This window comes from Exiguobacterium sp. s160 (genome assembly GCF_018617575.1).
Lineage (GTDB): Bacteria > Bacillota > Bacilli > Exiguobacteriales > Exiguobacteriaceae > Exiguobacterium > Exiguobacterium aestuarii_A.
The window spans coordinates 312,688-337,536 of record NZ_JACSKK010000002.1 but is presented as its reverse complement, the minus strand read 5'-3'; the positions used below and the strand labels follow the sequence as shown (position 1 = coordinate 337,536).

Genomic DNA, 24,849 nt, shown 5'->3' with positions numbered 1-24,849 from the left:
AGGTCATTCGAAAACAATGAACTCTTATCTCTCAGCGATAGCTGCAAGAATTAGCACCGTGCCATTACTGGTCGGTTGCTGCGACATCATCGGGCTTGTCCCTCCGTCTGCTCTTGATAAGAATAGTTGTGAAGTTGTGAAATTTAATTGAATTTTTACATAGAATCGCTCACTCGTCAATTCCTTTTTTTGAGAAAAAAAGTTTAAAAATAATGTTTCTATATATGCGTGTCAAAAATAGGGAGTCGATCGAAAATAGAGGATTGACAACTAGCGTGCCTAGTCCGTAATATTCGTCTCAACACGTCAAACACAATTACATCATTTACTCTTATCGCGAGTTGGCAGAGGGAATTGGCCCTAAGACGCCGCAGCAACCGACCATTTGGCACGGTGCTACATCCACCAGACATATGTCTGAAAGATGAGAGGAACAACCAATTTGGGTGTGCCTCTTTCTCGCGGAGAAAGGGGCTTTTTTCATGCATAGATTCAAGAAAGGGGAAAATCATCATGGCTTATGAGGCGTTTACAGAACAAAGTGTCGTCGAACACGTTCGACAGTTGGGGTTACTAGAAGAGGGGATTGCAGAATGTGAGGAAATTGGAGATGGAAATTTAAATCTCGTCTTTCGCATTCGTCAAGGAGAAACGTCATTGATTGTGAAACAGGCGTTGCCGTACGCAAAAGTTGTTGGAGAGAGTTGGCCGCTCACGCTTGACCGTTCGTGGATTGAACAACTGGCCCTCCGTGAGTTTTCAAAAGTCGTACCACAATTCGTACCGGATGTACTCGGTAGTGACCGTGAACTCGCCTATACGATTTTGGAAGATTTGTCAGCTTTTGAAATCGTCCGGACAGGCTTCCTAAAAGGAGAGAGCTATCCGAATTTGGCGCGTCACGTCGGTACATTCCTCGGGGAGACGTTGTTTGCGACGTCTGACTATGCGAAAGGACCGCTCGCCAAGAAACAAATCGAAAAAGAGTATTACAATCCAGAGCTATGCGATATCACGGAAAAGCTGATCTTCACCGACCCGTATCGTGATGCAGAATCGAATCAAATCGAAACGGCTCTTCGTCCGGACGTGGAGCAGCTGTGGTCAGATCTCGCCTTGAAAATTGAAGTGACGAAATTGAAGGTTGGGTTCGTGACCAAACATGAAGCGTTGCTACATGGGGATTTACATACAGGAAGCATTTTTGCGACGCGTCAGGAAACGAAAATCATCGATCCTGAGTTTGCCTTTTACGGTCCATTCGGTTTTGACATCGGTCAAATCATCGCCCATTTGGTGTTCTCGACGTATGCACATCCGTTGAAGCGGTTCGAACGCTTCACAGAAGTGCTCACTCTGTGGGAGACGTTCGAAAAAACGTTCCGCACCCGCTTCACACAGGCGGTCGAGCCGTTCAACACAGTAGGATTCGTGGACGAACTGTTGCCATCGATTTTGAGTGATGCGATCGGCTACGCAGGCTGCGAATTGATTCGTCGGACGGTCGGTCTAGCGGGCGTTGCTGACTTAGAAACATTACCAGACGACCTTCGGATCGAACGGAAACGTCACGCCCTAGAACTTGGCACGCGTCTCATCAAACAGCGTCATCAGATTCAATCCATCGATCAGCTGATCCCGGTTCTATCGGAGGTGCGGGTATGAGTGTGCAAAGTATACATTTCGATGCCGACACGGAAGTGTTGACGATTTTAGATCAGACGCTGTTGCCGCAAGAAGAGCGCTATATCGAAGTGTTGACGCTCGAACAGGCCGAACAGGCGATCAAGTCGCTTCAAGTCCGGGGTGCGCCGGCCATCGCTTATTTCGGTGCGTTCGTCCTTGCAAAAGAAGCGTCACGCCTGCAAGACAATCCCTATTTTCATCTCCAATTGAATCAGGTTGGTCAACGGTTGATTGCGACAAGACCAACAGCGGTCAACTTACAACACGTCATCGAATCACTCCTTCGACTGAATGTGGGGGAAGACTTTGAGCAGATCGCAAAAGCAATCAAAGCGCGTGCGATTGAAATCTATGAACAAGACGTGGCCACGTATCGCACGATTGGTGAACATGCGTTGACCGTGTTACCTGCTGGAGGGAACGTGTTGACGATTTGTAACGCCGGTGCCATAGCGACGTCACGGTACGGTACCGCGCTCGCACCGTTCTATGTCGGAAAAGAGCGGGGCATCCCGTTTCGTGTGTTCGCGTCGGAAACTCGTCCACTGCTTCAAGGGGCACGGTTGACGGTATGGGAGCTCGACCGAGCAGACATCGACGTCACATTGATCACGGATAATATGGCGGGGTGGACGATTCAGACGAAACAAATCGATGCCATCATCGTCGGGGCGGATCGCATCACTCGTACCGGTCATACGGCCAACAAGATTGGGACACTCCAACTCGCGATTTTGGCGAAGCATTACGGCATCCCGTTTTATGTGGCAGCCCCGCATTCGACGTTTGATTTGGAAGCAGACGACACGATTCAAATCGAAGAACGGGACGCACATGAAGTGACCCATATCGGGGGACACCCGACGGCACTTGTCGGCATCACCGTCTTCAATCCGGCGTTTGATGTGACCCCACCAGAACTCATCACCGGTCTGATCACAGAGACGGGTGTGCTCGAACCGACCGAGTCGGTCATTGTACAACACGTAGGAGGAAACGCATATGTCTAAAAAAATCATCTTCTTCCTGTTGACCGTCATTCTGGCGCTTGCCGGATGCACGAACGAACAGGCGCAACCGAAAACGACCGCGACAACAAATAAAGCGGAGACAAAAACAGTCAGCGTCTCAAATGAGACGCTTCCGAAAGACCTAGAGGTCGCACTCGTCATGCAAATGTCGATTGGGACATTTTCTTCGCAATATATCGAAGGGGTGACCGAGCAAGTCGAAGCGTTCGGAGGAAACGTGAAAGTGTACAACGCCGATAATGATTTGTCGAAGATGGCGAGTTACGTCGATACGGCGACAACACAAGGCGTCGATGTGATCTTGATTGACCACGGACGTGCCGATGCCTTGAAAGAGCCTGTTCAACGGGCGCTCGATAAGGGCATCAAAGTCGTCGCATTCGACAACGATTTAACGAATGAAGGGGTGACGGTCATCGATCAAGATGATTATTCCCTCGCTTGGCGCTTACTCAAAGCACTTGCTGAAGATTTGGACGGGGAAGGGAACATCGTCACAATCTGGGTCGGCGGATTCACGCCGATGGAACGTCGTCATACGATTTATGACGCGTTCTTGAAACGTTACCCGGGCATCCAAGAAGTCGCGAAATTTGGTTCGGCGACGAACAATACAGCGCTCGATACACAAAGTCAGATGGAGGCAATTTTAAAGAAGTATCCGGAAGGCGAAATCGATGCGGTGTTTGCGATGTGGGATGAGTTCGCCAAAGGGGCGAGCCGTGCCATCAAGCAAGCAGGACGTGACGAAATTGCGGTTTACGGGATTGACTTGAGTGACGAAGACCTACAACTCATGCAAGAGGACGGGAGTCCGTGGGGCGTGACGGCCGCGACAGATCCTGCTGAAATTGGTCGCATTCAAGTCCGTTACGCTTATCAAAAAGTGGTCGGGGAAGAAACCCCTTCGATTCACTCGGTTGATCCGTATTTAGTCGACCGTGACGTCTTGCCGGATGAGCCTGTCACGATGAATGACCTCGGACAGTACGTTAAAGGTTGGGGTGAGTCGAATGCGGCATGGTCGGACTGGATGAAGGAGACGGACTGATGATTTGCTTGGAACGAATCACGAAACAGTACGGTGAGGTGACCGTACTCAATCAACTGTCGTTCAGCCTAAAACCGGGAGACATTCATGGACTCCTCGGTCTGAACGGGGCGGGTAAGAGTACGCTCATCAAACTGCTGAACGGAACGGTCGAACCGACGTCCGGCGAGCTGTCCATCGATGGGACAACCATCCGTCTCACACCGGCGGAAGCCATTCGTCAAGGCATCATCACCGTATCGCAAGAAGTGGACGATGCGCTCTATTTGGATTTGCCTGTATACGAAAATGTTCTCCCATGGCAGACGGTGAAGCGGATTCGCCCACAACTGTTGAAACAGCAGGCAAAAGACGTGCTATCCCGGGTCGGTTTAGACATCGATCCAACGCGTCCGGCCGGTCACTATCCGCTCAGCGTAAAGCAACGTCTTCTCATCGCCCGGGCACTCGAGAGTGATGCCAAGTATTTATTACTCGATGAGCCGACCGCTGCCTTGTCGGAAACGGATGCCGCTGCCTTGCTTGAATTATTACAAACGCTGGCGGCAGAAGGGGTAGGCATCGTGTTGGTCACGCACCGATCAGATGAGCTCACGCGCGTCACCTCGACCTCTACGTTTCTTCGAGACGGACGCGTTGTATATGAGGGACCGTTTCAAACCCTTTCTACGGAAGCCGTTCAAACCTTTTTGAGTGGGGCGACATTTGAAGGGACACAGGAGAAGGCAATCCCTGAAGAGAAGATTCGCTTATCCGCGCAGTTGACCCTCCCTGCGTTCGGTACGAATCTCTCCGTTGAAGCGTACCGCGGGGAAGTGCTCGGGATTGGAGGGTTGACGGGAAGCGGGAAGACGGAACTGGTGGAAGCCTTGTTCGGTCTTTCTGGGCTTCGTCAATCCATCACAGTTGACGGAACAACATACGTGATCAAAGATCCGACAGACGCCGTACGCGCAAGGTTTGCGCTCGTTCCAGAGGAGAGACGACGTCACGGATTATTTCTAGACGAAACGATTGAGCGGAACGTGGTTTCTGTCGCAGGAAAGACCGATGGTGTCTCTGACGTATTGGCATCGCTTCGCGTTCGCTATGCGAATGTGAAACAAGCGGTCGGTGAGCTGAGTGGTGGAAATCAGCAGAAGGTCGTCTTTAGCAAATGGCTACTCGACGACCGAGATATCTATCTGCTCGACGAACCGACAAAAGGAATTGATATTGCAGCGAAGCAAGATGTGTATGAACGCGTCATTGCACTCGCGAAACAAGGGAAAACCGTGTTGTTCACGTCAAGTGAGCGACATGAACTTGAACGGGTCGCCAATCGGATTCTTTGGCTCGACCGTGGACAATTTGTAGAGAAAGGAGGCGCATGACATGGCACAATTAGTGGTCAAGGAACGAAAACGAATCAGCGGTCATATCGGTCAACACGGGACGTTACTTGCAATCTTTGGTTTGATTGCGGTCTTTACCGTGACGAACGATCAATTTCTGACGTATGCAAACTTTAGTGACATCATCAAATCGGTTTCAATCGTGTCGTTACTTGCCCTCGGCGTCACGTTTTCGCTCATCGTTGGCGGTTTCGACTTATCGGTCGGGTCGACGGCGAGTCTCGCGACAATCGGGGCAGCGGCAAGCCTTGTCCTTCATCGACAAGAGCTTCTCGTCGCCCTACTGATTCCGCTCGCACTCGGGATTCTCGTCGGATTATTGAATGCGCTCGTCACGATCAAATTCCGGTTACCGGATTTACTAGCGACACTCGCCATCATGTACGTCATTAACGGGATTCAATTGACGTATACGAAAGGATTCTCCATCTATGACAACATGCCGATTGAAGGGGGGACGGCGCCAGGACGCTTCATTCCATCCTTTTTATTTATTGGACAAGGAACAATCGGTCCGATTCCGTTCGTCGCCCTACTCATGCTGTTGTTCTTCATTGGGGCTCATCTGTTTTTAACGTATACACGTACCGGGCGTGAGTTTTATTACGTCGGGTCGAACGCAGAAGCGGCACGCCGCTCTGGGATTGCCGTGAATCGCATCAAGTTGTATGCCTACGTGCTCAGTGGATTGTTTGCGGCCATCGGCGGCATCATTCTCGCATCTCGAATCGGGACGGGGCAAGTTTCGGCTGGGGCGCCCCTCTTGATGGACGCCGTTGCGGCTGCTTATATCGGTTATGCCGTCTTTGGGACGGGGCGTCCGAATGTCATTGGGACATTGATTGGAGCTATTTTAATCGGGATTCTCTTGAATGGGCTGACGATGTGGGACGTACCGTATTATGCACAAGACATCGTCAAAGGGACGATTTTGATTGGAGCGCTCGGTCTTTCTTATATTCAAAAGAAACAGCGGACATGACAAAACCCCCGGACATCAGTTGTTCGGGGGTTCGCTTTGTTCACGCGTCATTGCGAGAAACGGATACACACCACCGTTCGTCTCCTGCATGAACGTGTCTTGTGGGAGGAAACCGAGTGATTCATACAAACGGATGGCTCGCTTGTTGAACGTGGCGACGGCAAGATGCACTGTTCGAGTCCCATATGTCGCCTCGATCCAATTAAGGATTGAAGTGAGGAATCGATGTCCGTTGCCGCTCCCCGTCAAATCAGGGCGCATGCCGAGACCGATGGAGGCAGCATCCGCTGATTCGAAGTCCAACGTGACAAAGCCAATTAGCTCACTCGCTTCAAGGATGGCGAACGTTGTATCACCTCGTTCATCCGCATCTAAAAATGAGGCGAGATCTTCTTCGTCGGCATCCATATTGTAAAACGCGTAGTCGCCTTCATAGCGCCACTTGAAAGCGATTAATTCGGCTTGCTCTTGGGTGAGTGGTTGAAACGTATGGCTCATAAAAATTCCTCGTCTCTAATGGAAGTGGTCATGCTACACTCAAATCGTATCATGAAAACAAGGGGAGGGAACGTGATGGCAGTTAAGTTGGACATGGTCGGGATCGTCGTGACGGATATGAAGCGGTCGCTCGACTTTTATCGGGCGCTTGGGTTTGAGATTCCAGAAGCGATGAACGGGGAAGCGCATGTAGAGATTGACGAAGGAGGCGTGCGTCTCGCGTTCGATACGGTAGAAGTGGCCGAATCAGTATACGGGGAATGGAAACAGGCAGACGGGCATCGGATCGAGCTTGCCTTCTTATGTGAAAGTCGTGAGGCGCTCGACCGATTATATGACACGGTACTTGAACAAGGCTATGCGTCACACAAAGCTCCATGGGATGCGTTCTGGGGACAACGTTACGCCATCCTGTACGATGCGGATGGGAATTTGATCAGTCTGTTCGCTTCATAAAAATAATCCCGGGCCATGTGGCTCGGGATTATTTGTTGTCGTGGCACTCTCCCCATGAACAAAGGGCATTCATGGCAGGCTGAAGGCCGAGAGCATCTTCAGTTAATGAATACTCGACATGGAGGTGCTTTTCGGTCGAATAGTCGACACGGCGAACCATACCGAGCTGTTCGAGTTCACGCAATTGATCGGTCAACACTTTTCGGCTGACGTCAGGAATCGCCCGTTGAATGTCAGAAAAACGGAGCGGTCCATCTTGAAGCGTACAATACACTTGAGGGCGCCATTTGCCGCCGATAATCTCGAGTGCGCGGTTGACGGGGAACGATGTGGTCATGTTCAAAGAGCCTCACTTTCGGGTAGTTACTTCAATGTGCGTACTTTTTTTCTTGCTTCAATGACAGTATCTTATCGTTATACGCTAAATTGAGCAAACAAAAAGGAGTAGATGAAACATGACGTATCCAAGAACATTTTCACACATCGGTCTTTCTGTGCCGAGCGTAACCGAGGCCGTAAAATTTTATGAGGACGTGATGGGGTGGTATACCATCATGACACCATCAGACGTCGTCGAGGATGATTCGCCAATCGGCGTGATGTGTACAGACGTCTTCGGACCAGGCTGGGGTAAATTCCGCATCGCCCATATGTCAACAGGAGACGGAATTGGAATCGAGTTATTCGAGTTCCCGAATAAAGAGACACCAGAAGACAACTTCGAGTTTTGGAAGACAGGGATCTTCCACTACTGTGTACAAGACCCTGACATCGAAGGACTTGTCGAGAAGATTGTCGCACATGGCGGCAAACAGCGGATGCCGATTCGTGAATACTACCCAGGCGAGAAACCATATCGTATGGTGTACTGCGAAGACCCATTCGGTAATCTCGTTGAAATTTATTCACATTCATACGAACTCACATATTCGGAAGGAGCTTACTAAACATGAAAGCATGGCTACTCGATCAACCCGGTCTAGATCATCTGCATATTGGAGAAATCGACCGACCGACACCAGGAACGGGAGAACTGTTGATTCGTGTCGAAGCGGTCGCCTTGAACCCGGTCGACTATAAAGTCGGTTCAAACGGAAACCCGAACTGGGCATATCCACACATTCTGGGTGTCGATCTCGTCGGAGAAGTCGTCGAGGTCGGTTCAAGTATCGCCAACATCATTACGGGTTCACGTGTAGCCGTGCATACGGATCTTTCGAAATATGGAGGGTTCGCCGAGTACACGGTCGTTGATGCTCGGGCGTGTGCGGTCGTTCCACAAGGTGTAAGTGATGAGGCGGCGGCTTCGATTCTGTGTGCCGGAATGACAGCTTATGAAGCGGTCATGCAGAAGCTGAACACGCGGGATAAGGAGACGATTCTCGTACACGCTGGAGCGGGCGGTGTCGGTGGCTTTGCGATTCAGCTCGCAAAACGCCTCGGGTTAAAAGTGTTCACGACGGCATCTCCGGAGAATTTTGAGTGGGTAGAATCACTCGGGGCAGACGTGGCGATTGATTATAACGTCGAGGACGTGACGGCACGAATCATGGAAGAGACGGATGGACGTGGTGTCGACTTGATTTTGAACACGGTCGGTCGCGACGTCGCGACGGCCGACCTCGATCGTCTCGCGTTCAGCGGACACCTCGCCTATATCGCCGGTCCACCAGATATGACGAACATGAAAGGCTTCACGTTATCCCCGTCGATTCATGAAGTGGCACTCGGGGCAGCACATGCGAGCGAGGACGAGCATGCGATTCGCAACTTGGCGTATATGGCCGAAGAGTTGATGAACTTGCTCGATGCAGGTGAACTGAACGATCTCGTCACAGAAGTGTTATCATTCGACCAGTTGAAAGAAGGTCTTGAAAAACTACAAACGCGGAAAGTACGCGGTAAACTCATCGTCCGGATTCGCGACTGAGTAGAGGACTCCCTGTTATACTGACAGGGAGTTTATTTGTCGAGGAGGCGAAAGAATGGAGCGATTAATAGACACGTATCGACAGACAGATGTTCAGTTGAGCGGTCACGGCAAACGGGAAGTCGGGGTGTTGAAACGTGCGTTTGAACAGGTGCGTGACGATGAGCCGAGTGACCAGTATGGACAAGGGAAAACGATTCGCCAGTTTGAAGAGAAGATGGCACAAGTTCTTGGGAAAGAGTCGGCGGTATTCTTTCCGAGCGGCACGATGGCGCAACAGATTGCCCTGCGCATTTGGTGTGATGAAACAGGGAAGAACACGGTCGCGTATCATCCGCTCTGTCACCTTGAAATCCATGAGCAGGATGGTTTGAAGGAGATACATCACATCGAACCGATTTTAGTCGGGGACGAAAATCGTCTTATGACGCTCGAAGAGATCCAAGCGTTACCGGATATCGCGTGTCTATTGCTCGAACTGCCACAACGGGAAATCGGAGGGGAATTGCCGACGTTCGAGGAACTTGTGGCAATTCATGAACACTGTCGTGAAAAAGGGATTTATCTGCATCTAGACGGTGCGCGACTGTTCGAATCGCTCCCGTATTACGAAAAAGAAGCATCTGAAATCTGCGCACTCTTCGATAGCGTATACGTCTCGTTTTATAAAGGAATCGGTGGGATTGCCGGTGCCATCCTTGCTGGACCGAAATCATTTTGTGACACGTCGAAGGTGTGGAAGCGACGCTACGGCGGTGATTTGATTAGCCTTTACCCGTATATTCTTTCTTCCGATTATTATTATGAGTTACGGAAAGACAAGATGACCCGGTATCGGGACGATGCAGTGCGGTTGGCAGCACGCTTTAATGAAATCGATGGAGTGTGGACGACACCACGCATCCCCGTCACGAATATGTTCCACTTACATTTTCAAGGGGAGAAGGAAGAACTAAGTGAGAACATTGCGCGCATTCAAGAAAAAACTGGGGTGGGCATTACGGGATATCTCGTTGAAAAAGAAGGATTTTGTTCAACCGAAGTCAGCATCGGGGATACGTTTGAGGAAATCACGCCAGAACAGCTTGACGTATTGTTTCGACAGTTCAGATAAATTAAAACATGCACCATTCCTATTTCGGGAACGGTGCATGTTTTTTACTGGCTGACAATCGCTTCAAGACGATCGAGTTGAGAGGTGAATCCTTCGACAGCTCCCATCTCGACGACTTGTTGGAGAGCTTCTTCATTCGGGAATTCGGAGCGGCTAATGAATAGTGTGCCTTCCGATGTATCGAGAAACTCATTCGTGATGGTCATGACAGGTAAGTCCGGATTGACGTGTCCGTCCGCATCTGAGAACGCATCCGTATAGACGATTCGGGAATAGGGATCAATCTCGATAAAGGTCGATTTTCCCCATGACTCCATGCCGTAAAAGTCACCTTGATTTTTGTCAACACACGTCATGCAGTAGTGCCAAATTCCACCTGGTTTGAAGTCGAAGCTGTATACTTTCGTCTCCCATCCAGCCGGTCCCCACCATTTTTCTAAATGTGCGGGTGTCGAGAATGCTTCGAATACAAGTTGCCGTGGTGCCTTGAACAGACGTTCCATAATCAATGTCGTGCCCTCTACATGTGATTTGACCGTACTCATGATTTATTCTCCTCTCGTTGTGACTCCGTTAAAAACGATTCCAATCGATCGAGACGCTCTGTTTCCCGCGCGATATAGGTCTGCCAAGCATCTAACGGTTCAAGTGCTTGAGACTTGAGCGCGTAGCGTCTCCGGTTGGCATCAATCGTTACCGTGACAAGCCCCGCATCATGTAAGATTCGCAAGTGCTTTGACGTCTGCGGTTGACTGATTCCAAGCTGTGTTGCCATCATTCCGACCGTCCACTCCTGTTTCCGTAACAATTCAATCATCCGTAACCGATTCGGGTCGGCTAACGCTTGAAACAAAGAAGCCAGTTTCTCTTCCATCTTTCGTCACCGTCCTCTTATTTCTTTGTATTCCCCATATGGAATATTCTAAAACAGGAATATAAAAAGGAATCCGTGATGAATTCCTTAATGTCGATATCCGCGAATCCAAGTCGTCATGTAGACGAGTGTCGCGATGATGAGCGTAGAAGCGAGTGCATAGATTGGATATGCGGGAAGTGTGTCTTCAAATAACGGATAAAACATGAACGACCCCATAAAAATAGGAACTGAGATGCCGAACGAAACGTATGCCGCTTTAGTCGCTTTCGCTGTGATGATTTGTTCGCGCTCATCGACTTCACTGAACTCGGTCATCCGGACAGACCATTGAGTAAAGCTCAACTGTTTATTCGGTCGCGTTTTAAATGAATACACTGTCCAAACAATACCGAAAATAACCAGTAACAGTATAGGCAGTAAGTTGAATTCAATGAGAAATCTGTCAGACTCGATGACGGTCTTCGATACATCAGATAGAAATGAGCTGAATAGAAAAGCCATCAGGATATACAAGATGATGCTGGAAATAGACTGAACGACGACGTGTTTCATTTTGTTTCCTCCTCGATTGTGAATATAGATTCGACCGGTTCCTCGAACACCCGTGCGATGTGCATCGCCAGCATGAGTGACGGCGTGTAGCTACCTTTCTCGAGCGAGATGATCGTCTGTCTCGTCACACCGACCTTTTCGGCAAGGTCGCCTTGGGTTAACTGGTGCCGGGCACGCAGTTCTTTTACGCGGTTGACTAATGGCATCGTGCCACCTCATTTCTAGTTTCTACCACTAGTGTAAAATAAACTTTACATAATGTAAAGGATACTTTACTTTATTAGAGGTGATACAATAACGATATAGTCGAAAGGGGAGAGAGCGGATGAAAGCGATTGGAGGACAACATCACGTGTCGGCGATGACCGGTGATGCCAAAAGGAACTTACGATTCTACACGGAAATACTAGGGATGCGGCTCGTCAAAAAGACAGTGAACCAGGATGACCCATCGATGTATCACCTGTTTTATGCGGACGAAACGGGGACGCCCGGAACCGATTTGACGTTCTTTGAGCTTCCGTTTCTCGGGCAGACGTATCGAGGGTCAAACAGTATCTCTCGAACAGCGCTCAGGGTGCCGGACGGGGCAATCGCATATTGGCAAGAGCGTTTTGACACGTTCGATGTATCTTACGGAGAAATCGAGTCGGTTTTAGGAAGGGCAACCCTTTCGTTCGAAGATCATGAAGGCCAACGCCTCTGTCTGGTGGAAGGAGGGAGCGGGACACCTTGGACAAATGGTCCTGTTCCAACGGATCTCGGCATCTTCGGTCTCGGGTTTAGTGAGTGGACGGTACGGCGGATTGACAAGACGGCACAGGTGCTGACTGAAATACTCGGTTATCGATATGTGACGACGTTTGAACGGAATGGCCACGATGTGCGTGTTTTTGAGACGGGAGAAGGTGGCGTGGCGACAGAGATTCATCTCGTTGATCGGCCGGATTTGCCATCGGAACGACCAGGGCGGGGAAGTGTGCATCATGTGGCGATTCGAGTGGAAGATACAGACGATATGACAAAGTGGATTGAGAAACTTGACGCACATGGGATCAGTCACTCTGGTCTCATTGACCGTTATTATTTCCAGTCGATCTACTTCCGTGAACCGAGTGGGATCTTAGTAGAACTGGCAACAGATGAACCGGGGTTCGCGACGGATGAATCAGTTGAAGCACTCGGAGAACGCTTGGCCTTGCCTCCGTTTCTAGAGTCGAGACGAGCGGAAATCGAGGAAAAGTTAAAACCACTGTAATCAAAAACCCGACGGACTTTTTTCAGTCCGTCGGGTTTTGTACGCCTAAGAGCAGGGCAAGTTCGTTCGTTCGATTGGCGACGAGATCGGCAATCGTGTAACGGTCGAGCACTTGAAAGAACGCCAGCATCGCCTCATTCAACACACTTCGTAAGTCACAGGCCGGTGCGATCACACATCGACCTTCCCCGAAGCATTCCACGAGCTCGAGCGGTTCCATCGTTCGAACAACCTCGCCTACATTGATGTCTTCCATCGGGCGCGCGAGACGGAACCCGCCACCACGGCCACGAACCGACTCCAAGTATCCATGTTTGCCAAGCTCGTATACGACTTTCATGACATGATTTTTGGAGATTTTGTATTGGTCTGCCACTTCTTGAATCGTGACCAGCCGATGCGAAAACGTGGCGCTATACATCAACGTCCGTAGTGCGTAGTCACACGTTTGCGTGAGTCTCATCCATCATCACCTCTTTTTCCATTGTACAAGACAACGTTTAAAAGTGCGATTCGAACAAATGTGAAAGGGTGATGGCAGAAATGAGTCGGAATCGTGAAATCTGTTTTAAAGAAGTATTTCATATATTGATTTAAGGTGATTAGACTCACATAATGAACGTGTACGAAACAAAAGGGGGATAAACACATGTTAGATCAACAAACGATTGAGGTTGTAAAAGCGACGGCGCCTGTTTTGAAAGAACATGGTGTGACGATTACGAAGCATTTTTATCAACGAATGTTTGAACAAAATCCAGAAGTACGTCACTTCTTCAACCATACGAACCAAAAACGAGGACGCCAACCGGAGGCACTTGCGAACGCGGTCTATGCGGCTGCCCTTCATATCGACCGGCTCGAAGCGATTCTTCCTGCCATTCAACCGGCACTCCATAAACATAAGAGTTTGAATATCCGCCCAGAACATTATCCAATCGTCGGTGAAAACTTACTTGGAGCGATTCAAGACGTCCTCGGAGAAGCGGCAACACCAGACATCATCGACGCATGGGCGAAAGCGTATGGCGTGATTGCAGACGTCTTCATCTCGCTCGAGAAACAGATGTATGATGACGCACCGTGGATCGGCTTTAAATCGTTCATCATCGAAGAAATCATTGAAGACACACCGGAAGTGAAGCGCTTCCGTCTCGTTGCGAAAGATGGAGTCGTCGGTACAGCCATCCCAGGACAATACATCTCGGTTCAAGCGCGAATCGTTGGCGAGGACATCTTGCACCACCGCCAATATAGTGTCATCGATACGACAGAGAACGGGTACTGGATTGCACCGAAACAAGAAGGGCTCGTTTCGAACTGGCTCCATGAACAGACGGTTGGTACCGAAATTCCGGTGAGCGCACCGGCAGGAGAATTCATTCTTGAAGCATCAGATCGTCCGCTTTCACTGATTGCGGGAGGGATTGGCATTACACCGCTCTTCAATATGGCGAAGACGGCACTCGGACAAGGGCGTTCCGTCACATTGTTGCATGCTGTTCGGAGTATGGATCTTCGTCCACTCGGCGAAGAACTCGACGAACTCGAGAAAGAAGGACTTCACCTCATCACACACGTGGATGACGTATCGGGTTGCATGAATGAATCACACCTTGAGGCACTCGATGTCGAAGGACATGATGTCTATACGTGCGGACCAAATGCGATGATGGAGACGGTTGTACGTGTGATTCCTCAGGCACGATATGAATTTTTCGGACCGTCTGCTGTACTCGCGACCAACTAAAAAAGACGACTAGAAAAAGTCGTCTTGATGCACAACGTAGGTTATTCCGTGAGTTCACTTGAATGCATGACTTGTTTGTTGGCATCCAACGTTTCAAGCGACCACATACCATCTGATCGTTTTGTTGTTTCGATGACGTATGTCATGGCATAACCTTCATTCTCGGGATCGTTGACGAGAAAGTCTTTTGAGACATCGTCGCCGTTCAACCGTAAATAAACGACATCTTCCGGGCGCTCTTTTAGATGGACGGCGATATATTCGGTTTCTCCGTCTTCAAGCACAACAAAATCGAACGGTTCGTCCGGTGTCACTTGTTTAGTGACAGACCCTAAGTACCCTGTCGTGACATCAATCTCGGCTAGACCGATGACGGAGCGATCTTCATTTGTGTAAAAAGAGAGAATAGACTGTTCCATGTTATGAATCTCAAAATTGTACCAGTCATTCATCGTGATATAACGGTTCAGTTCTTTTTGGGCATTTTCGTATGACTTGTCAGTCTGAATGTTAGTGTACGTATACAGTCCGACGCCGACTGCGATAGCGACGACGATGAGACTGGAGACGATCGTGAGTAGGATGATTCGTTTGGACATGACTCTTCCTCCAATCTGTTATAAATAGAGACACCCCATGCCTCGCGAATGCGTGCATGGGGTGTTTGAATTAGTACGTCAAGCTCGCGGCGACGATGATGCCGACGACGAGTGATGCGGCGAACAAGCTGAAACCGATCGCCATGTTGCCGTTCTCGACTTCTTTTTCTAAGTTCACGCCAGGCGTGAGGACATATTCAAACGTCCAGAACGCTAATACTTGAGCGACAATCCCGACGAGTCCCCAGATGAATGCGTCGAGTAAGTTGACGCTGTTCGCCCAAACCGTATAGATGACGATGGCGAGTCCGAGCGCTTTCCCCCAAAGTTTCAAGGCGACGGCCATGTTGCCTTCTTTGATTAACTTACGTTCCGAATATTTGGTCGTCAGGGCGAAGATGATGAGTCCCGCGAGAATGAGACCGAATCCTGTCCCGAGGTGGGCGAGGAAGCTTAAGATTGAATCGAGTGTGATGAATGTCATGAGTTCGTCTCCTTTTGTGTAGGTGTGCCAACGGCTAAGTAGTAAGATTGGTTGTTCGTGATCATGCTACCGGCGCGGACGCCGAGTGCGGACGGATGTCCGTTCAAGCAAAAACATCCGATCATAAAATGTGTCTCGACGCGACCTTTGACGGTCGTCGTCATCCGTGTCGGAAGTTCGATGAACTGTTGGTACACGGCTGTTTCTTCCGCATACGTTTGTAGTGCTTCGCGGTGAAACGGTTGGCCGTCTTTCGTGTACAAGATGACGGAGTCCCCTTCACGTCCGAACGCTGGCTTTTTGACGTAATCCGATTCGCCGAGAAACGGTATGTCTTCTAAGTAAGTCGGTAAAAAATAGGTTCCGATGATGTCGCGCTCGGCTTCATCGAACAATGTCTCGGTCTCATACAATTCCCAAATCAAGGCTTGTACGCCTTTCGACTGCATGAGAAAAGCAGAGAGTGGGTTGAGTAACGACACATGCTTTTGCAGGTTCAGTTCGAGTAACCGAATGCCGATCAAGTCTCCGTCTGCTGCTCGGTCGTCCACAAGGTGCTCAATCGGATACGTTTGACGATACAAGATGTCGATCCGTTCGCCCGATGGCGTGTAGACACCGTCTTCGTCGACGAGTAAAGCGTGCAACGGTACGAATTCAGACGGTAAGTCGAGCGTTTCTTGAAGAAAGCGCGCCGTCCATTTGTCTTCTATGTTGTCGTCATGTGCCGTAAAGACGATTTTTGGTGTGCCTTCTCGTCCGAGTCGTTTCCATGCGGCGACGATTGCCTTGCGCAGTTCGGTTTTCAGTTGAGCGGTCGCTTCCCTGTTCGGGTCGAGGAGACCAAACTCGGAAGCGACTACGCCGTTCACGTCAAACAGTTCCTTAATGAACGTCGGTGTGTCCGCATTGAACTCCATCAATTTGAGTTGACCGTCTTTCATGATCCAGTCGTAACGACCGATGATTGTCTCTTGCGGGATTGTCTTCTCCCGTAAAAAAGGGAGACTCGCCTCGGGGTAACCGAGTAGTCGGAGCGTCTCGTCCGGTAGCGTACGCAACAATTGATTCGTCTTCCGAAAAATCGAATCAACCGCCTCGGTCGCTTCTCGAATCGAGTCAACCTGCGAGGCGGTCATTTCGAAACAGTCATATAGGGCATATTCTTCATCGTTTAAATCGGGCCAAAAATAAGGGATTTGACTGTAAAGTTCGTCACGCGTCATCCGCCAAATCCACCTTTAGAGCCGCTGCCGAGTCCAGATTTTGACGATCCTGAATTAGAACCGTTCGATACGGCACCGGTCGCACCACCGTTAGCTTTATACGTCTTATATGACGAAGAGCTCTTCAATGCATTTTTTGAGCGGAATAGACTACCGAGTAAGAAATAGCTGCCATAGTGAGGAGAACGGTCGTCATCGCAATAATACGACTCAGTCTCGTCATCCCAGTCCCAATCGTCACATTCGTAGCCGGTCGGTTCTTCCGGGAGTGCTGCCTCTTCATATTCGTCCCCACCACATGCGGCAAGGGAAGTGGTCAAGACTGCGACCGATAGTCCGCTTAAAATTTTCTTGCTTGTCTTCATGTTGATTCCTCCAATTCATAACCCGTCGGTGTGACATAGATGACGTACACACCACGATCTTCATCTGTTTCTGCTGAATCCCGCTCATACTCTTTGCCGGCGACATACAGGTACTGGCTCCCGAGCATGGCGAGCGCATCGAGGTGACGGTCGACGTAATAGGCTTCGAGCAGCGGGTTGTCAAATCGGTCGTCAAGCGTACGGATCTCGACTTTGATCTCACTCGTTTCATGTTTGTCCATCGGTCCTTCTGTGTAACGGTCGACGTAAATCAAGAAGTATTGATCGCCTTCTAGGGCGGACGAGCGTTGTTTGTATGTCATGCCGTCTTTGACGAAAAACTCACATTCGCGACGGGCCAGCACTTCGTCTAATCCGAGAGACGTGTAATGATATAGCGGTTCGAACGATAATTCATTTTTATAGAGACGATACTCTAAGACGATTGAGTTCATATGTCAGTCCTTCCTTTTTTCTTCTTATACGGAATCACGATCAAAATGGTTTCGTGAATCTTTTTGTAGATACGTTTAGTATATAAGAGAGAAGGAGGGGGAAACAGTGCATATCTTATTTCGTTTCTGGAAAGGGTTAGCGAAATTATCATTTTTGAATGTCGTCTTGGCGTCAGTTGGCATCATCATCCTAGGAACCGTACTCGGTTATTGGTTAGAGCCAGAGACGTTCGGGTCATTATTTGATTCATTCTGGTGGACGATGACGACGCTGACGACCGTCGGATATGGAGATTTTTATCCATCCTCCGTGGCAGGACGATGGCTCGGAATTTTCTTGTTCCTATTCGGGATTGGGATTATCGGGGCATTGATTGGAAAATTAGTTGAAATCGGCGCGACGTTTCAACGGTTAAAACGGGAGGGAAGACTAGTGTATCGTGGAGAAGGACATTATGTGTATATCGGGTGGTCCCCGAAAACGAAGAAAGCAATTGATGAAGTACTTAACTACGAACCGAAAGCGGAAATCGTCTTGATTGATCAGTTGATCGAAGAGCCGTACGTGCACGATCAAGTGCACTTCGTTTCAGGGGATGCCTCAGATGAAGCGGTCTTATTGCAGGCGAACGTCCTGAAAGCACGACGCGTCGCCATTTTTGCGGATGCGCGCATCACGGAAACATTACTCGCCGATGGAAAATCGCTTTTGATCGCCTCAGCGGTCGAGGCGCTGTCCTCTGAACATCAAGTGGATTTGCACACGGTCGTTGAAGTGTGTGAAGAACGAAATATCTCGAAATTCAAACACGTCCGCGTCGACGATTTTATTTTGGCGAACGACTCAGTCTCCCTCTTAATGGCAAAAGCGACGTTACAGCCAGGGACGACGGCGATTTTCCGTCAATTGTTAAGCAAACAGTCAGGCGGGAACATCCAAGCGTTGAAACCAAAAATCGAGTGGCAAAATGTTCGGCAAGCGAACACGGCTTTACTTGAATCAGGGGTGACACTCATCGCGGTCAATGACCGATTAGATGTGGCGACGATGCTCGATTTGCCGCTACAAGACACAGACATGCTCTATGTCGTCTGTCATGACGATGTATTTGAACGATTATCATAAGGAGTGAAACCATGCATAACGGAACGTTTATCCGAAAGATGACACGCATGCAAAACGTGCAACGATGGGACGAATATGCCCCTCATTATCATGATAACGCAGCGAGTCATAGCTTTCGTGTCGCGGTCTTCAGCTTGATCGCGGCTTATGTGGAAAAAGAGAACGGGCGTGACGTCGACTTGCTCGATTTGCTCGGGAAAGCTATTTTCCACGACATGAATGAAGTACAGACCGGTCCAATCATGCACCGGACGAAAAAAGAGCCGACCTTGATCGGTCACATCGAACGCATGGAACGGACAGCGAGCCTCGGTCTTGTGGAGTTGCTGTCACAGTCGTTACGTCCTCACTTCCACCGTTTTGTTGTCGAGGCGGAAGATGACTCGTTCGAAGGACGGATTGTCGACGGAATTGATTCTTTCGATGCGATGCTGTTCGTGCGACGGGAAGTCGCCCATGGCTCTCCTCATTTCGATGACAAGTTAGAAGAGATGAAAGCCGCTCTCCGTCATCATCCGATTGATTCGGTCCGTTGGCTGTTCGACCAGGTCGAGGCAGAGACCGATGTGTTACGCTTCATCGAGAACGTCATGCGGATGGACAGTGTCCGTCGTTGGAAAGGGCGCTTCAATACGATTGACGACAACGATGCGATTCATGGTTTTCGGGCAGCAGCGCTCGGTATGTTCAGCGGACTCCTAGAGCGTGAAAAGTATGATGTTGACGTCGATGTCGCCGAACTCGTGGCACGTCTTCTTTGTCACGACTTAGTCGAAGGGGTGACCGGAGATGTGCTCGGACCGGTCAAGCATTCGACACAAGAGACGGGAGCGGCATTTGAGGCGTACGAACGGGCAGAGAGTGAACGTCTTCTCGGGCTGTTGCCGGCATATATGCAGCCGGCGTTCCGTCGATACATGGCTGATTCGAAAGATGACACGTATGAAGGGATGCTCGTCGACATGATGGATAAACTCGATGCCCTCATCAAGATGAACATGGAGCGGAAGATGAACGGGGCCGAGTATGAGGTCACATATCGCGAACAACTCCGTAAAGTCCAGATGCGTTATGAGAACCCGAGTATGATTTTCTTCTTGGCCTATATTTTGCACGATCTAGATTACGTCACAAGTTGATGAATAGGCGGATGGCACAAGCCATCCGTCTTTGTTTCGTTCAACTGAACTATTCAAATGAAAAATAGTTAGGGAGAGAGAACTGTTTTTGGACATCGGTCTATGCAACAAAATCAAAATCCTTCACAATAATTTATGCAAGCGCTTTCATTATTTAATTGAGGAGGAATGAATGATGTTGAAGAAACGACAAGGGATTGCCGTGCTGGCTGGCGTGACATCGATTGCACTGCTTTCGGGGCAACCGGTCGCACAAGCGGCAACTCCACAGAACGGTACGATGATGCAATACTTTGAATGGTATGTCCCGAACGACGGGCTTCATTGGAACCGTCTCTCGAATGATTCACAGCACTTGAAAGACATCGGCATCTCCACGGTTTGGATTCCACCGGCATATAAAGGGACGTCTCAAAATGATGTCGGATACGGGGCCTATGATTTGTATGATTTAGGAGAGTTCAATCAAAAAGGGACGACACGAACGAAGTATGGAACAAAAGCGCAGCTACAGTCGGCCATCTCCAACTTACGCGGAAAAGGGATTGGCGTATACGGGGATGTGGTCATGAACCATAAGGGCGGAGCGGATTATACCGAGTCCGTTCAAGCTGTCGAGGTCAATCCTTCTAACCGGAATCAGGAGACATCTGGGGAATATTCGATTTCTGCCTGGACGGGATTCAATTTTGCAGGCCGCAACAATACATACTCGCCGTTCAAGTGGCGTTGGTATCACTTTGACGGGACCGATTGGGATCAGTCACGGAGTTTGAGCCGAATCTACAAATTCAAGAGTACGGGTAAAGCGTGGGACAGTGAAGTATCCGGGGAGAACGGGAACTATGACTACTTGATGTACGCCGATGTCGATTTCGATCATCCGGAAGTTCGACAAGAGATGAAAAACTGGGGGAAATGGTACGCGGATTCGCTCGGTCTCGATGGATTCCGTCTCGATGCGGTCAAACATATTAATCATTCGTACTTGAAAGAGTGGGTGACAAGCGTCCGTCAGACGACAGGGAAAGAGATGTTCACCGTCGCGGAGTATTGGAAAAACGACCTTGGGGCCATCAATGATTACTTGGCGAAGACGGGCTATACCCACTCGGTATTCGATGTACCGCTCCACTACAACTTCCAAGCGGCAGGGAACGGCGGAGGTTACTATGACATGCGCAACATTCTAAAAGGAACGGTCGTCGAGCAGTATCCTACACTCGCCGTCACGATTGTCGACAACCATGACTCACAACCTGGGCAATCACTCGAGTCGACGGTTGCCAATTGGTTCAAACCGCTCGCCTATGCGACGATCATGACACGTGGTCAAGGATACCCGACACTCTTCTACGGGGATTATTATGGAACGAAAGGGACAACGAACCGTGAAATCCCGAATATGTCAGGGACTCTTCAACCGATTTTGAAAGCGCGTAAAGACTTCGCCTATGGCACACAACATGACTACATCAACCACCAAGACGTCATCGGTTGGACACGTGAAGGTGTGACAGACCGTGCGAAGTCAGGTCTTGCGACGATTTTGTCGGACGGACCGGGTGGCTCGAAATGGATGTATGTCGGGAAGCAGAACGTGGGAGAAGTATGGAAAGACATGACCGGCAACAATGGTCGTCTCGTGACAATCAACGCGGACGGTTGGGGCGAGTTCTTCGTCAACGGCGGCTCGGTTTCCATCTATACACAACAATAAATCCATCAGACTTGTCTCATCTAAAAATGAGATAAGTCTTTTTTCTGAATTTTCACCACATAATTTTTATACGTGATATAATGACCTAGTGTTAATTCTTGATAGGGACGACTTTCCGATCCATGAATTCACATTGAACAACGTTGGTTGTTGGTTTCATTTATATTTTTGCGTTGTGACGCTGTTGAATTCAAGGAGGTTGTTATGAGTAAAGAAAAGATTGCCCAATTAAGAAAGCACGTCTCGCCGTTTGAAAAGTCCGATATCCGGATTAGTGTTCGGCAGATGATCAATACGATTTTACCGTTTCTCGTATCATGGTTCTTAGCGTATCAACTACTGAGTGTCTCGATTTTCCTGACATTACCGTTCACGTTGATTGCGGCAGGATTTGTCGTGCGGATGTTCATCATCTTCCATGACTGCACGCACGGTTCATTCTTCAAAAATAAGAAGGCGAACGCGATTGTCGGAACCATTACAGGAATCTTGACGTTATTCCCGTACGAGAAGTGGAAGCGAGAGCATGCGATTCATCATGCGTCGAGCGGAAACTTGGATAAACGAGGCGTTGGGGACATCTGGGTCATGACGATTGAGGAGTACATCGAAGCCTCGAAATGGACGCGACTGAAATATCGCCTATATCGTCATCCACTCGTCATGTTTGGTCTTGGACCGCTTTGGCTCATTCTCGTGACGAGCCGTTTCAATCGAAAAGATGCGCGTAAGAAAGAACGCCAAAACACGTATATCATTAATCTCTCACTCGTCGTGTTATACAGTGCGTTGATTTATGTCATCGGATGGCAAGCTTTCCTCACTGTTCAAGGTACGACGATGTTCATCGCTGGTGTGCTTGGGATTTGGTTGTTCTATGTCCAGCACACGTTTGAAGATTCATACTTCGAAGATGAGCAGGAGTGGGACTACGTGAAGGCTGCAATCGAAGGAAGCTCGTATTATGAATTGCCGAAAGTGCTTCAATGGGTGACAGGAAATATTGGTTTCCATCACGTCCACCATTTGAGCCCGCGTGTCCCGAACTATCATTTGGAGAAGGCGCATACGTCGACACCACCGTTACAACGGGCGACGACGATCGGCCTGTTTTCAAGTTTGAAGTCGTTACGCTACAAATTGTATGATGCGAACAACAAAACATTCGTCACGTTCCGAGAAGTGCGCCATCTGTTGCGCCGAACGAACGCGGCATAAAAAAAGATTGTCCCCGTCAAAAGGGACAATCTTTTTAGCGTTTCCAGACCCATTCATCACTCTCATACTTCTTGATGAGCAAGTCGATTTCGGATTGCTGTTCTTCTGTGAAGACGAGCGGTTCGAACGTCAACGAGAAGGCGTCTTTGAAGCCGGTCTCGAATGCGGCCGCTACTTCGTCAAAGGAGACGAAGCGCTGTAACGTATCGTTCAAGGCGACGGCTTTTTCGCTGAACCGACTTTTGGCTTCACGTTTTTCGTACTCCTCCATCGCGAAACAGTCGAACAATACCTCATCGTCGACAGAAAGAGGGATGGATCCATGTTGCAAGACGGCGCCTTGGTGGCGCACTTGTGCACTGCCTGCAATCTTTTTCCCGTCGACGGCCAGCTCATAATAGGAGGCGGCATCGAAGCAGACGGCTGATTTCGGTTTGCGCAGTGCCTCACGGTCCTCTTCTGTCAACGGAACCGAAAACTCGGCCGGTACACCAAGCTCGTGGTAACCACGACGGACTCCTTCTGTGAGCAACCGATAGCTCTCGATGATATTCGTCGGGAGGGCCGGTGTCGATTCGGGCAAGATGACGCTATACGTCAGCTCATCGGCGTGCAACACAGCGCGTCCCCCGGTCAGGCGACGGACGACCGGGATGTTGTTCTTCGTGAGGGCGTCACGGTCCAAGTCACGCGTCGCCCGTTGGAAACGCCCGACGCTGATCGCATGAGGTGCCCATGAATAAAAACGAAGCGTCGGTTTGAGTTCTCCCTTCGCGACCCAGTTGGCGATGGCTTCGTCAATCGCCATATTCTCAGCCGGTGAAGTGGATTCAGTTCTAAGTAAGTGCCACGTCGTACCAGTCATAATCTCTCTTCTTTCTATTAGTCGATTGGCAACATCGTGTGGCGACGCGCCTTGTGTACTTGTTCATCCGCATGGTAAGACGAGCGGACAAGCGGACCTGCCTCACAATGTGAGAATCCTTTTGATAGTGCGATCTCTTTCAACTCGGCGAACTCATCCGGGTGGTAGTAACGTTCAACCTCGAGGTGTTTCTTCGTCGGTTGCAAGTATTGACCGAGTGTCAAGATGTCGACGTTATGTGCGCGGAGGTCATCCATCGCTTCAATCAATTCCTCTTTTGTTTCTCCGAGTCCGACCATGATTGATGATTTCGTCGGGATATCCGGGTTCAATTCTTTTGAGCGTTTCAAGAATTCGAGTGTACGGTCGTATGTCGCTTTGGCCCGGACTCTCGGTGTGAGGCGACGAACCGTCTCTAAGTTATGGTTCATGATGTCAGGACCCGCATCAATCAACGTCTGCAAGGCAGAGAAGTCACCCATCATGTCAGACGGAAGCACTTCGATTGATGTCTCTGGATTCATAGAACGGACGGCACGAACCGTTTCTGCGAAGACGGTAGCCCCGTAATCGTTCAAGTCATCACGGGCGACAGCGGTGATGACGACGTGCTTCAAGTTCATGAGGCGTACGGATTCGGCGACGCGCTTTGGCTCTTCCCAATCGAGCTCGTTCGGTTTACCGGTCGTGACGGCACAAAAACGACAGGCACGTGTACAAATACTTCCTAAAATCATGAACGTCGCGGTCCGACGTACCGCCCAACATTCATGGATGTTTGGACACTTGGCTTCCTCACATACCGTATGTAGATTTTTCTCGCGCATCATCTTCTTCAGCCCGGTATACGTGTCGTTCGTGTTTAATTTAATCTTTAACCATTCCGGCTTTCGTTTCAGTTCCCCTCTTGCCACAATAATTTCCCCCTTTTTGAAAGTTAACCTGTATCGAATTGAGTTTACCAAAAAAAGAATCAAAAACGAACCACGGAAATTATTGGTTTTGCCAATACAGTTTTCTGTGTATCAAAACAGAAACATTGTTTCAAAATGGTTACGCTTTCACATGAGTCA

The 24,849-nt window shown here is 49.4% G+C and carries 29 protein-coding genes and 2 riboswitches; of the genes, 15 read left to right on the top strand and 14 right to left on the bottom strand.

What is annotated here, in order from left to right:
* Positions 1-21: 21 nt before the first annotated feature.
* Positions 22-123, bottom strand: a riboswitch (SAM riboswitch).
* 205 nt (positions 124-328) lie between these two features.
* Positions 329-431: riboswitch (SAM riboswitch) on the top strand.
* Positions 432-513: 82 nt separating this feature from the next.
* From mtnK to KNO86_RS07570, 5 genes are read left to right on the top strand one after another with little or no spacing between them, the layout of a single operon-like run.
* Positions 514-1,665, top strand: a complete 1,152-nt coding sequence (gene mtnK, locus KNO86_RS07590) for an S-methyl-5-thioribose kinase (protein WP_214694751.1) — start codon at positions 514-516, stop codon at positions 1,663-1,665.
* Positions 1,662-2,696 carry an S-methyl-5-thioribose-1-phosphate isomerase gene (gene mtnA / locus KNO86_RS07585; protein ID WP_214694743.1) on the top strand — a complete coding sequence of 345 codons (1,035 nt, stop codon included), beginning with the start codon at positions 1,662-1,664 and terminating at the stop codon, positions 2,694-2,696. Before mtnK ends, mtnA begins: the two co-directional genes overlap by 4 nt.
* Complete coding sequence (locus KNO86_RS07580) at positions 2,689-3,768, top strand: sugar ABC transporter substrate-binding protein (RefSeq protein WP_214694741.1); 1,080 nt, start codon at positions 2,689-2,691, stop codon at positions 3,766-3,768. Before mtnA ends, KNO86_RS07580 begins: the two co-directional genes overlap by 8 nt.
* Positions 3,768-5,141: a sugar ABC transporter ATP-binding protein gene (locus KNO86_RS07575; RefSeq protein WP_214694740.1), complete on the top strand. Its 1,374-nt coding sequence runs from the start codon at positions 3,768-3,770 to the stop codon at positions 5,139-5,141. The genes KNO86_RS07580 and KNO86_RS07575 overlap by 1 nt, the downstream gene beginning before the upstream one ends.
* Position 5,142: 1 nt before the next feature.
* A complete protein-coding gene (locus KNO86_RS07570; RefSeq protein ID WP_214694739.1) occupies positions 5,143-6,144 on the top strand; it encodes an ABC transporter permease in 1,002 nt (333 codons plus the stop codon).
* Positions 6,145-6,159: 15 nt separating this feature from the next.
* Here KNO86_RS07570 and KNO86_RS07565 read toward each other — a convergent pair whose 3' ends face one another.
* Positions 6,160-6,642, bottom strand: coding sequence for a GNAT family N-acetyltransferase (locus KNO86_RS07565; RefSeq protein ID WP_214694737.1), 483 nt, complete (start codon positions 6,640-6,642; stop codon positions 6,160-6,162).
* A gap of 75 nt (positions 6,643-6,717) precedes the next feature.
* On the opposite strand from KNO86_RS07565, the gene KNO86_RS07560 reads away from it, so the two are divergent.
* Positions 6,718-7,098 (top strand): VOC family protein, encoded by a 381-nt coding sequence (locus KNO86_RS07560; RefSeq protein WP_074035677.1) that lies wholly within the window; start codon positions 6,718-6,720, stop codon positions 7,096-7,098.
* Positions 7,099-7,126: 28 nt separating this feature from the next.
* On the opposite strand, the gene KNO86_RS07555 is transcribed toward KNO86_RS07560, so the two are convergent.
* Positions 7,127-7,435 (bottom strand): winged helix-turn-helix transcriptional regulator, encoded by a 309-nt coding sequence (locus tag KNO86_RS07555; RefSeq protein WP_031422089.1) that lies wholly within the window; start codon positions 7,433-7,435, stop codon positions 7,127-7,129.
* 118 nt (positions 7,436-7,553) lie between these two features.
* Between KNO86_RS07555 and KNO86_RS07550 the strand changes: the two genes are divergently transcribed.
* From KNO86_RS07550 to KNO86_RS07540, 3 genes are read left to right on the top strand one after another with little or no spacing between them, the layout of a single operon-like run.
* On the top strand, positions 7,554-8,045 hold the full coding sequence (locus KNO86_RS07550) for a lactoylglutathione lyase family protein (protein WP_214694735.1): 492 nt from the start codon (positions 7,554-7,556) through the stop codon (positions 8,043-8,045).
* A gap of 2 nt (positions 8,046-8,047) precedes the next feature.
* Positions 8,048-9,028, top strand: coding sequence for a zinc-binding dehydrogenase (locus KNO86_RS07545; RefSeq protein ID WP_214694733.1), 981 nt, complete (start codon positions 8,048-8,050; stop codon positions 9,026-9,028).
* 55 nt (positions 9,029-9,083) lie between these two features.
* The gene (locus tag KNO86_RS07540) at positions 9,084-10,142 is read left to right on the top strand and encodes a threonine aldolase family protein (protein WP_214694731.1); all 1,059 of its coding nucleotides are present in this window, start codon (positions 9,084-9,086) and stop codon (positions 10,140-10,142) included.
* A 44-nt stretch (positions 10,143-10,186) separates the two neighbouring features.
* On the opposite strand, the gene KNO86_RS07535 is transcribed toward KNO86_RS07540, so the two are convergent.
* The 4 genes from KNO86_RS07535 to KNO86_RS07520 form a co-directional block, all read right to left on the bottom strand.
* Entirely contained in the window at positions 10,187-10,687 is a 501-nt protein-coding gene (locus tag KNO86_RS07535) for an SRPBCC family protein (protein WP_214694729.1), read from the bottom strand.
* Complete coding sequence (locus KNO86_RS07530; protein WP_214694727.1) at positions 10,684-11,016, bottom strand: ArsR/SmtB family transcription factor; 333 nt, start codon at positions 11,014-11,016, stop codon at positions 10,684-10,686. Before KNO86_RS07530 ends, KNO86_RS07535 begins: the two co-directional genes overlap by 4 nt.
* 87 nt (positions 11,017-11,103) lie before the next feature.
* The gene (locus KNO86_RS07525; protein ID WP_214694725.1) at positions 11,104-11,571 is read right to left on the bottom strand and encodes a hypothetical protein; all 468 of its coding nucleotides are present in this window, start codon (positions 11,569-11,571) and stop codon (positions 11,104-11,106) included.
* Positions 11,568-11,777, bottom strand: coding sequence for a helix-turn-helix transcriptional regulator (locus KNO86_RS07520; protein ID WP_214694717.1), 210 nt, complete (start codon positions 11,775-11,777; stop codon positions 11,568-11,570). The genes KNO86_RS07525 and KNO86_RS07520 overlap by 4 nt, the downstream gene beginning before the upstream one ends.
* 119 nt (positions 11,778-11,896) lie before the next feature.
* Between KNO86_RS07520 and KNO86_RS07515 the strand changes: the two genes are divergently transcribed.
* Positions 11,897-12,829 carry a ring-cleaving dioxygenase gene (locus tag KNO86_RS07515; protein ID WP_214694715.1) on the top strand — a complete coding sequence of 311 codons (933 nt, stop codon included), beginning with the start codon at positions 11,897-11,899 and terminating at the stop codon, positions 12,827-12,829.
* Between the two features lie 22 nt (positions 12,830-12,851).
* Here the strand turns inward: KNO86_RS07515 and KNO86_RS07510 are convergent, their stop codons facing one another.
* Positions 12,852-13,292, bottom strand: coding sequence for an RrF2 family transcriptional regulator (locus tag KNO86_RS07510; protein ID WP_214694713.1), 441 nt, complete (start codon positions 13,290-13,292; stop codon positions 12,852-12,854).
* 186 nt (positions 13,293-13,478) lie between these two features.
* Between KNO86_RS07510 and KNO86_RS07505 the strand changes: the two genes are divergently transcribed.
* Positions 13,479-14,579 (top strand): globin domain-containing protein, encoded by a 1,101-nt coding sequence (locus KNO86_RS07505; protein WP_214694711.1) that lies wholly within the window; start codon positions 13,479-13,481, stop codon positions 14,577-14,579.
* Positions 14,580-14,620: 41 nt separating this feature from the next.
* Here KNO86_RS07505 and KNO86_RS07500 read toward each other — a convergent pair whose 3' ends face one another.
* The 5 genes from KNO86_RS07500 to KNO86_RS07480 all read right to left on the bottom strand — a co-directional run bounded on the left by KNO86_RS07500 (position 14,621) and on the right by KNO86_RS07480 (position 17,708).
* A complete protein-coding gene (locus KNO86_RS07500) occupies positions 14,621-15,178 on the bottom strand; it encodes a hypothetical protein (protein WP_214694709.1) in 558 nt (185 codons plus the stop codon).
* Between the two features lie 70 nt (positions 15,179-15,248).
* Positions 15,249-15,662, bottom strand: a complete 414-nt coding sequence (locus KNO86_RS07495; protein ID WP_074035708.1) for a DUF350 domain-containing protein — start codon at positions 15,660-15,662, stop codon at positions 15,249-15,251.
* Positions 15,659-16,888, bottom strand: a complete 1,230-nt coding sequence (locus KNO86_RS07490) for a glutathionylspermidine synthase family protein (protein WP_214694707.1) — start codon at positions 16,886-16,888, stop codon at positions 15,659-15,661. The genes KNO86_RS07495 and KNO86_RS07490 overlap by 4 nt, the downstream gene beginning before the upstream one ends.
* Positions 16,885-17,253: a hypothetical protein gene (locus tag KNO86_RS07485; RefSeq protein ID WP_012727458.1), complete on the bottom strand. Its 369-nt coding sequence runs from the start codon at positions 17,251-17,253 to the stop codon at positions 16,885-16,887. The genes KNO86_RS07490 and KNO86_RS07485 overlap by 4 nt, the downstream gene beginning before the upstream one ends.
* Positions 17,250-17,708 carry a hypothetical protein gene (locus tag KNO86_RS07480; protein ID WP_214694705.1) on the bottom strand — a complete coding sequence of 153 codons (459 nt, stop codon included), beginning with the start codon at positions 17,706-17,708 and terminating at the stop codon, positions 17,250-17,252. The genes KNO86_RS07485 and KNO86_RS07480 overlap by 4 nt, the downstream gene beginning before the upstream one ends.
* A 106-nt stretch (positions 17,709-17,814) precedes the next feature.
* Between KNO86_RS07480 and KNO86_RS07475 the strand changes: the two genes are divergently transcribed.
* From KNO86_RS07475 to desA, 4 genes are all read left to right on the top strand, one after another.
* Positions 17,815-18,834 (top strand): ion channel, encoded by a 1,020-nt coding sequence (locus KNO86_RS07475; protein WP_214694703.1) that lies wholly within the window; start codon positions 17,815-17,817, stop codon positions 18,832-18,834.
* Between the two features lie 11 nt (positions 18,835-18,845).
* On the top strand, positions 18,846-19,973 hold the full coding sequence (locus KNO86_RS07470) for a YfbR-like 5'-deoxynucleotidase (RefSeq protein WP_214694701.1): 1,128 nt from the start codon (positions 18,846-18,848) through the stop codon (positions 19,971-19,973).
* A gap of 178 nt (positions 19,974-20,151) precedes the next feature.
* On the top strand, positions 20,152-21,693 hold the full coding sequence (gene amyS / locus KNO86_RS07465; RefSeq protein WP_483298401.1) for an alpha-amylase: 1,542 nt from the start codon (positions 20,152-20,154) through the stop codon (positions 21,691-21,693).
* A gap of 204 nt (positions 21,694-21,897) precedes the next feature.
* Positions 21,898-22,911: a Delta(5) desaturase DesA gene (desA, locus tag KNO86_RS07460; protein ID WP_214694697.1), complete on the top strand. Its 1,014-nt coding sequence runs from the start codon at positions 21,898-21,900 to the stop codon at positions 22,909-22,911.
* A 34-nt stretch (positions 22,912-22,945) separates the two neighbouring features.
* On the opposite strand, the gene KNO86_RS07455 is transcribed toward desA, so the two are convergent.
* Positions 22,946-23,776: a lipoate--protein ligase family protein gene (locus tag KNO86_RS07455; protein WP_214694695.1), complete on the bottom strand. Its 831-nt coding sequence runs from the start codon at positions 23,774-23,776 to the stop codon at positions 22,946-22,948.
* Between the two features lie 17 nt (positions 23,777-23,793).
* Complete coding sequence (gene lipA / locus KNO86_RS07450) at positions 23,794-24,696, bottom strand: lipoyl synthase (RefSeq protein ID WP_333781802.1); 903 nt, start codon at positions 24,694-24,696, stop codon at positions 23,794-23,796.
* Between the last annotated feature and the right edge of the window lie 153 nt (positions 24,697-24,849).

What these genes read in the sequence shown, in the direction of transcription:
- KNO86_RS07565 (WP_214694737.1), bottom strand. Translation starts at nt 6,642, where the DNA reads ATGAGCCATACGTTTCAACCACTCACCCAAGAGCAAGCCGAATTAATC.
- KNO86_RS07580 (WP_214694741.1), top strand. Translation starts at nt 2,689, where the DNA reads ATGTCTAAAAAAATCATCTTCTTCCTGTTGACCGTCATTCTGGCGCTT.
- KNO86_RS07495 (WP_074035708.1), bottom strand. Translation starts at nt 15,662, where the DNA reads ATGACATTCATCACACTCGATTCAATCTTAAGCTTCCTCGCCCACCTC.
- KNO86_RS07545 (WP_214694733.1), top strand. Translation starts at nt 8,048, where the DNA reads ATGAAAGCATGGCTACTCGATCAACCCGGTCTAGATCATCTGCATATT.
- desA (WP_214694697.1), top strand. Translation starts at nt 21,898, where the DNA reads ATGAGTAAAGAAAAGATTGCCCAATTAAGAAAGCACGTCTCGCCGTTT.
- KNO86_RS07485 (WP_012727458.1), bottom strand. Translation starts at nt 17,253, where the DNA reads ATGAAGACAAGCAAGAAAATTTTAAGCGGACTATCGGTCGCAGTCTTG.
- KNO86_RS07490 (WP_214694707.1), bottom strand. Translation starts at nt 16,888, where the DNA reads ATGACGCGTGACGAACTTTACAGTCAAATCCCTTATTTTTGGCCCGAT.
- KNO86_RS07500 (WP_214694709.1), bottom strand. Translation starts at nt 15,178, where the DNA reads ATGTCCAAACGAATCATCCTACTCACGATCGTCTCCAGTCTCATCGTC.
- KNO86_RS07505 (WP_214694711.1), top strand. Translation starts at nt 13,479, where the DNA reads ATGTTAGATCAACAAACGATTGAGGTTGTAAAAGCGACGGCGCCTGTT.
- KNO86_RS07515 (WP_214694715.1), top strand. Translation starts at nt 11,897, where the DNA reads ATGAAAGCGATTGGAGGACAACATCACGTGTCGGCGATGACCGGTGAT.
- KNO86_RS07560 (WP_074035677.1), top strand. Translation starts at nt 6,718, where the DNA reads ATGGCAGTTAAGTTGGACATGGTCGGGATCGTCGTGACGGATATGAAG.
- mtnA (WP_214694743.1), top strand. Translation starts at nt 1,662, where the DNA reads ATGAGTGTGCAAAGTATACATTTCGATGCCGACACGGAAGTGTTGACG.
- mtnK (WP_214694751.1), top strand. Translation starts at nt 514, where the DNA reads ATGGCTTATGAGGCGTTTACAGAACAAAGTGTCGTCGAACACGTTCGA.
- KNO86_RS07525 (WP_214694725.1), bottom strand. Translation starts at nt 11,571, where the DNA reads ATGAAACACGTCGTCGTTCAGTCTATTTCCAGCATCATCTTGTATATC.
- KNO86_RS07575 (WP_214694740.1), top strand. Translation starts at nt 3,768, where the DNA reads ATGATTTGCTTGGAACGAATCACGAAACAGTACGGTGAGGTGACCGTA.
- KNO86_RS07555 (WP_031422089.1), bottom strand. Translation starts at nt 7,435, where the DNA reads ATGACCACATCGTTCCCCGTCAACCGCGCACTCGAGATTATCGGCGGC.
- KNO86_RS07455 (WP_214694695.1), bottom strand. Translation starts at nt 23,776, where the DNA reads ATGACTGGTACGACGTGGCACTTACTTAGAACTGAATCCACTTCACCG.
- KNO86_RS07570 (WP_214694739.1), top strand. Translation starts at nt 5,143, where the DNA reads ATGGCACAATTAGTGGTCAAGGAACGAAAACGAATCAGCGGTCATATC.
- KNO86_RS07520 (WP_214694717.1), bottom strand. Translation starts at nt 11,777, where the DNA reads ATGCCATTAGTCAACCGCGTAAAAGAACTGCGTGCCCGGCACCAGTTA.
- KNO86_RS07510 (WP_214694713.1), bottom strand. Translation starts at nt 13,292, where the DNA reads ATGAGACTCACGCAAACGTGTGACTACGCACTACGGACGTTGATGTAT.
- KNO86_RS07540 (WP_214694731.1), top strand. Translation starts at nt 9,084, where the DNA reads ATGGAGCGATTAATAGACACGTATCGACAGACAGATGTTCAGTTGAGC.
- KNO86_RS07530 (WP_214694727.1), bottom strand. Translation starts at nt 11,016, where the DNA reads ATGGAAGAGAAACTGGCTTCTTTGTTTCAAGCGTTAGCCGACCCGAAT.
- KNO86_RS07535 (WP_214694729.1), bottom strand. Translation starts at nt 10,687, where the DNA reads ATGAGTACGGTCAAATCACATGTAGAGGGCACGACATTGATTATGGAA.
- KNO86_RS07470 (WP_214694701.1), top strand. Translation starts at nt 18,846, where the DNA reads ATGCATAACGGAACGTTTATCCGAAAGATGACACGCATGCAAAACGTG.
- KNO86_RS07550 (WP_214694735.1), top strand. Translation starts at nt 7,554, where the DNA reads ATGACGTATCCAAGAACATTTTCACACATCGGTCTTTCTGTGCCGAGC.
- KNO86_RS07480 (WP_214694705.1), bottom strand. Translation starts at nt 17,708, where the DNA reads ATGAACTCAATCGTCTTAGAGTATCGTCTCTATAAAAATGAATTATCG.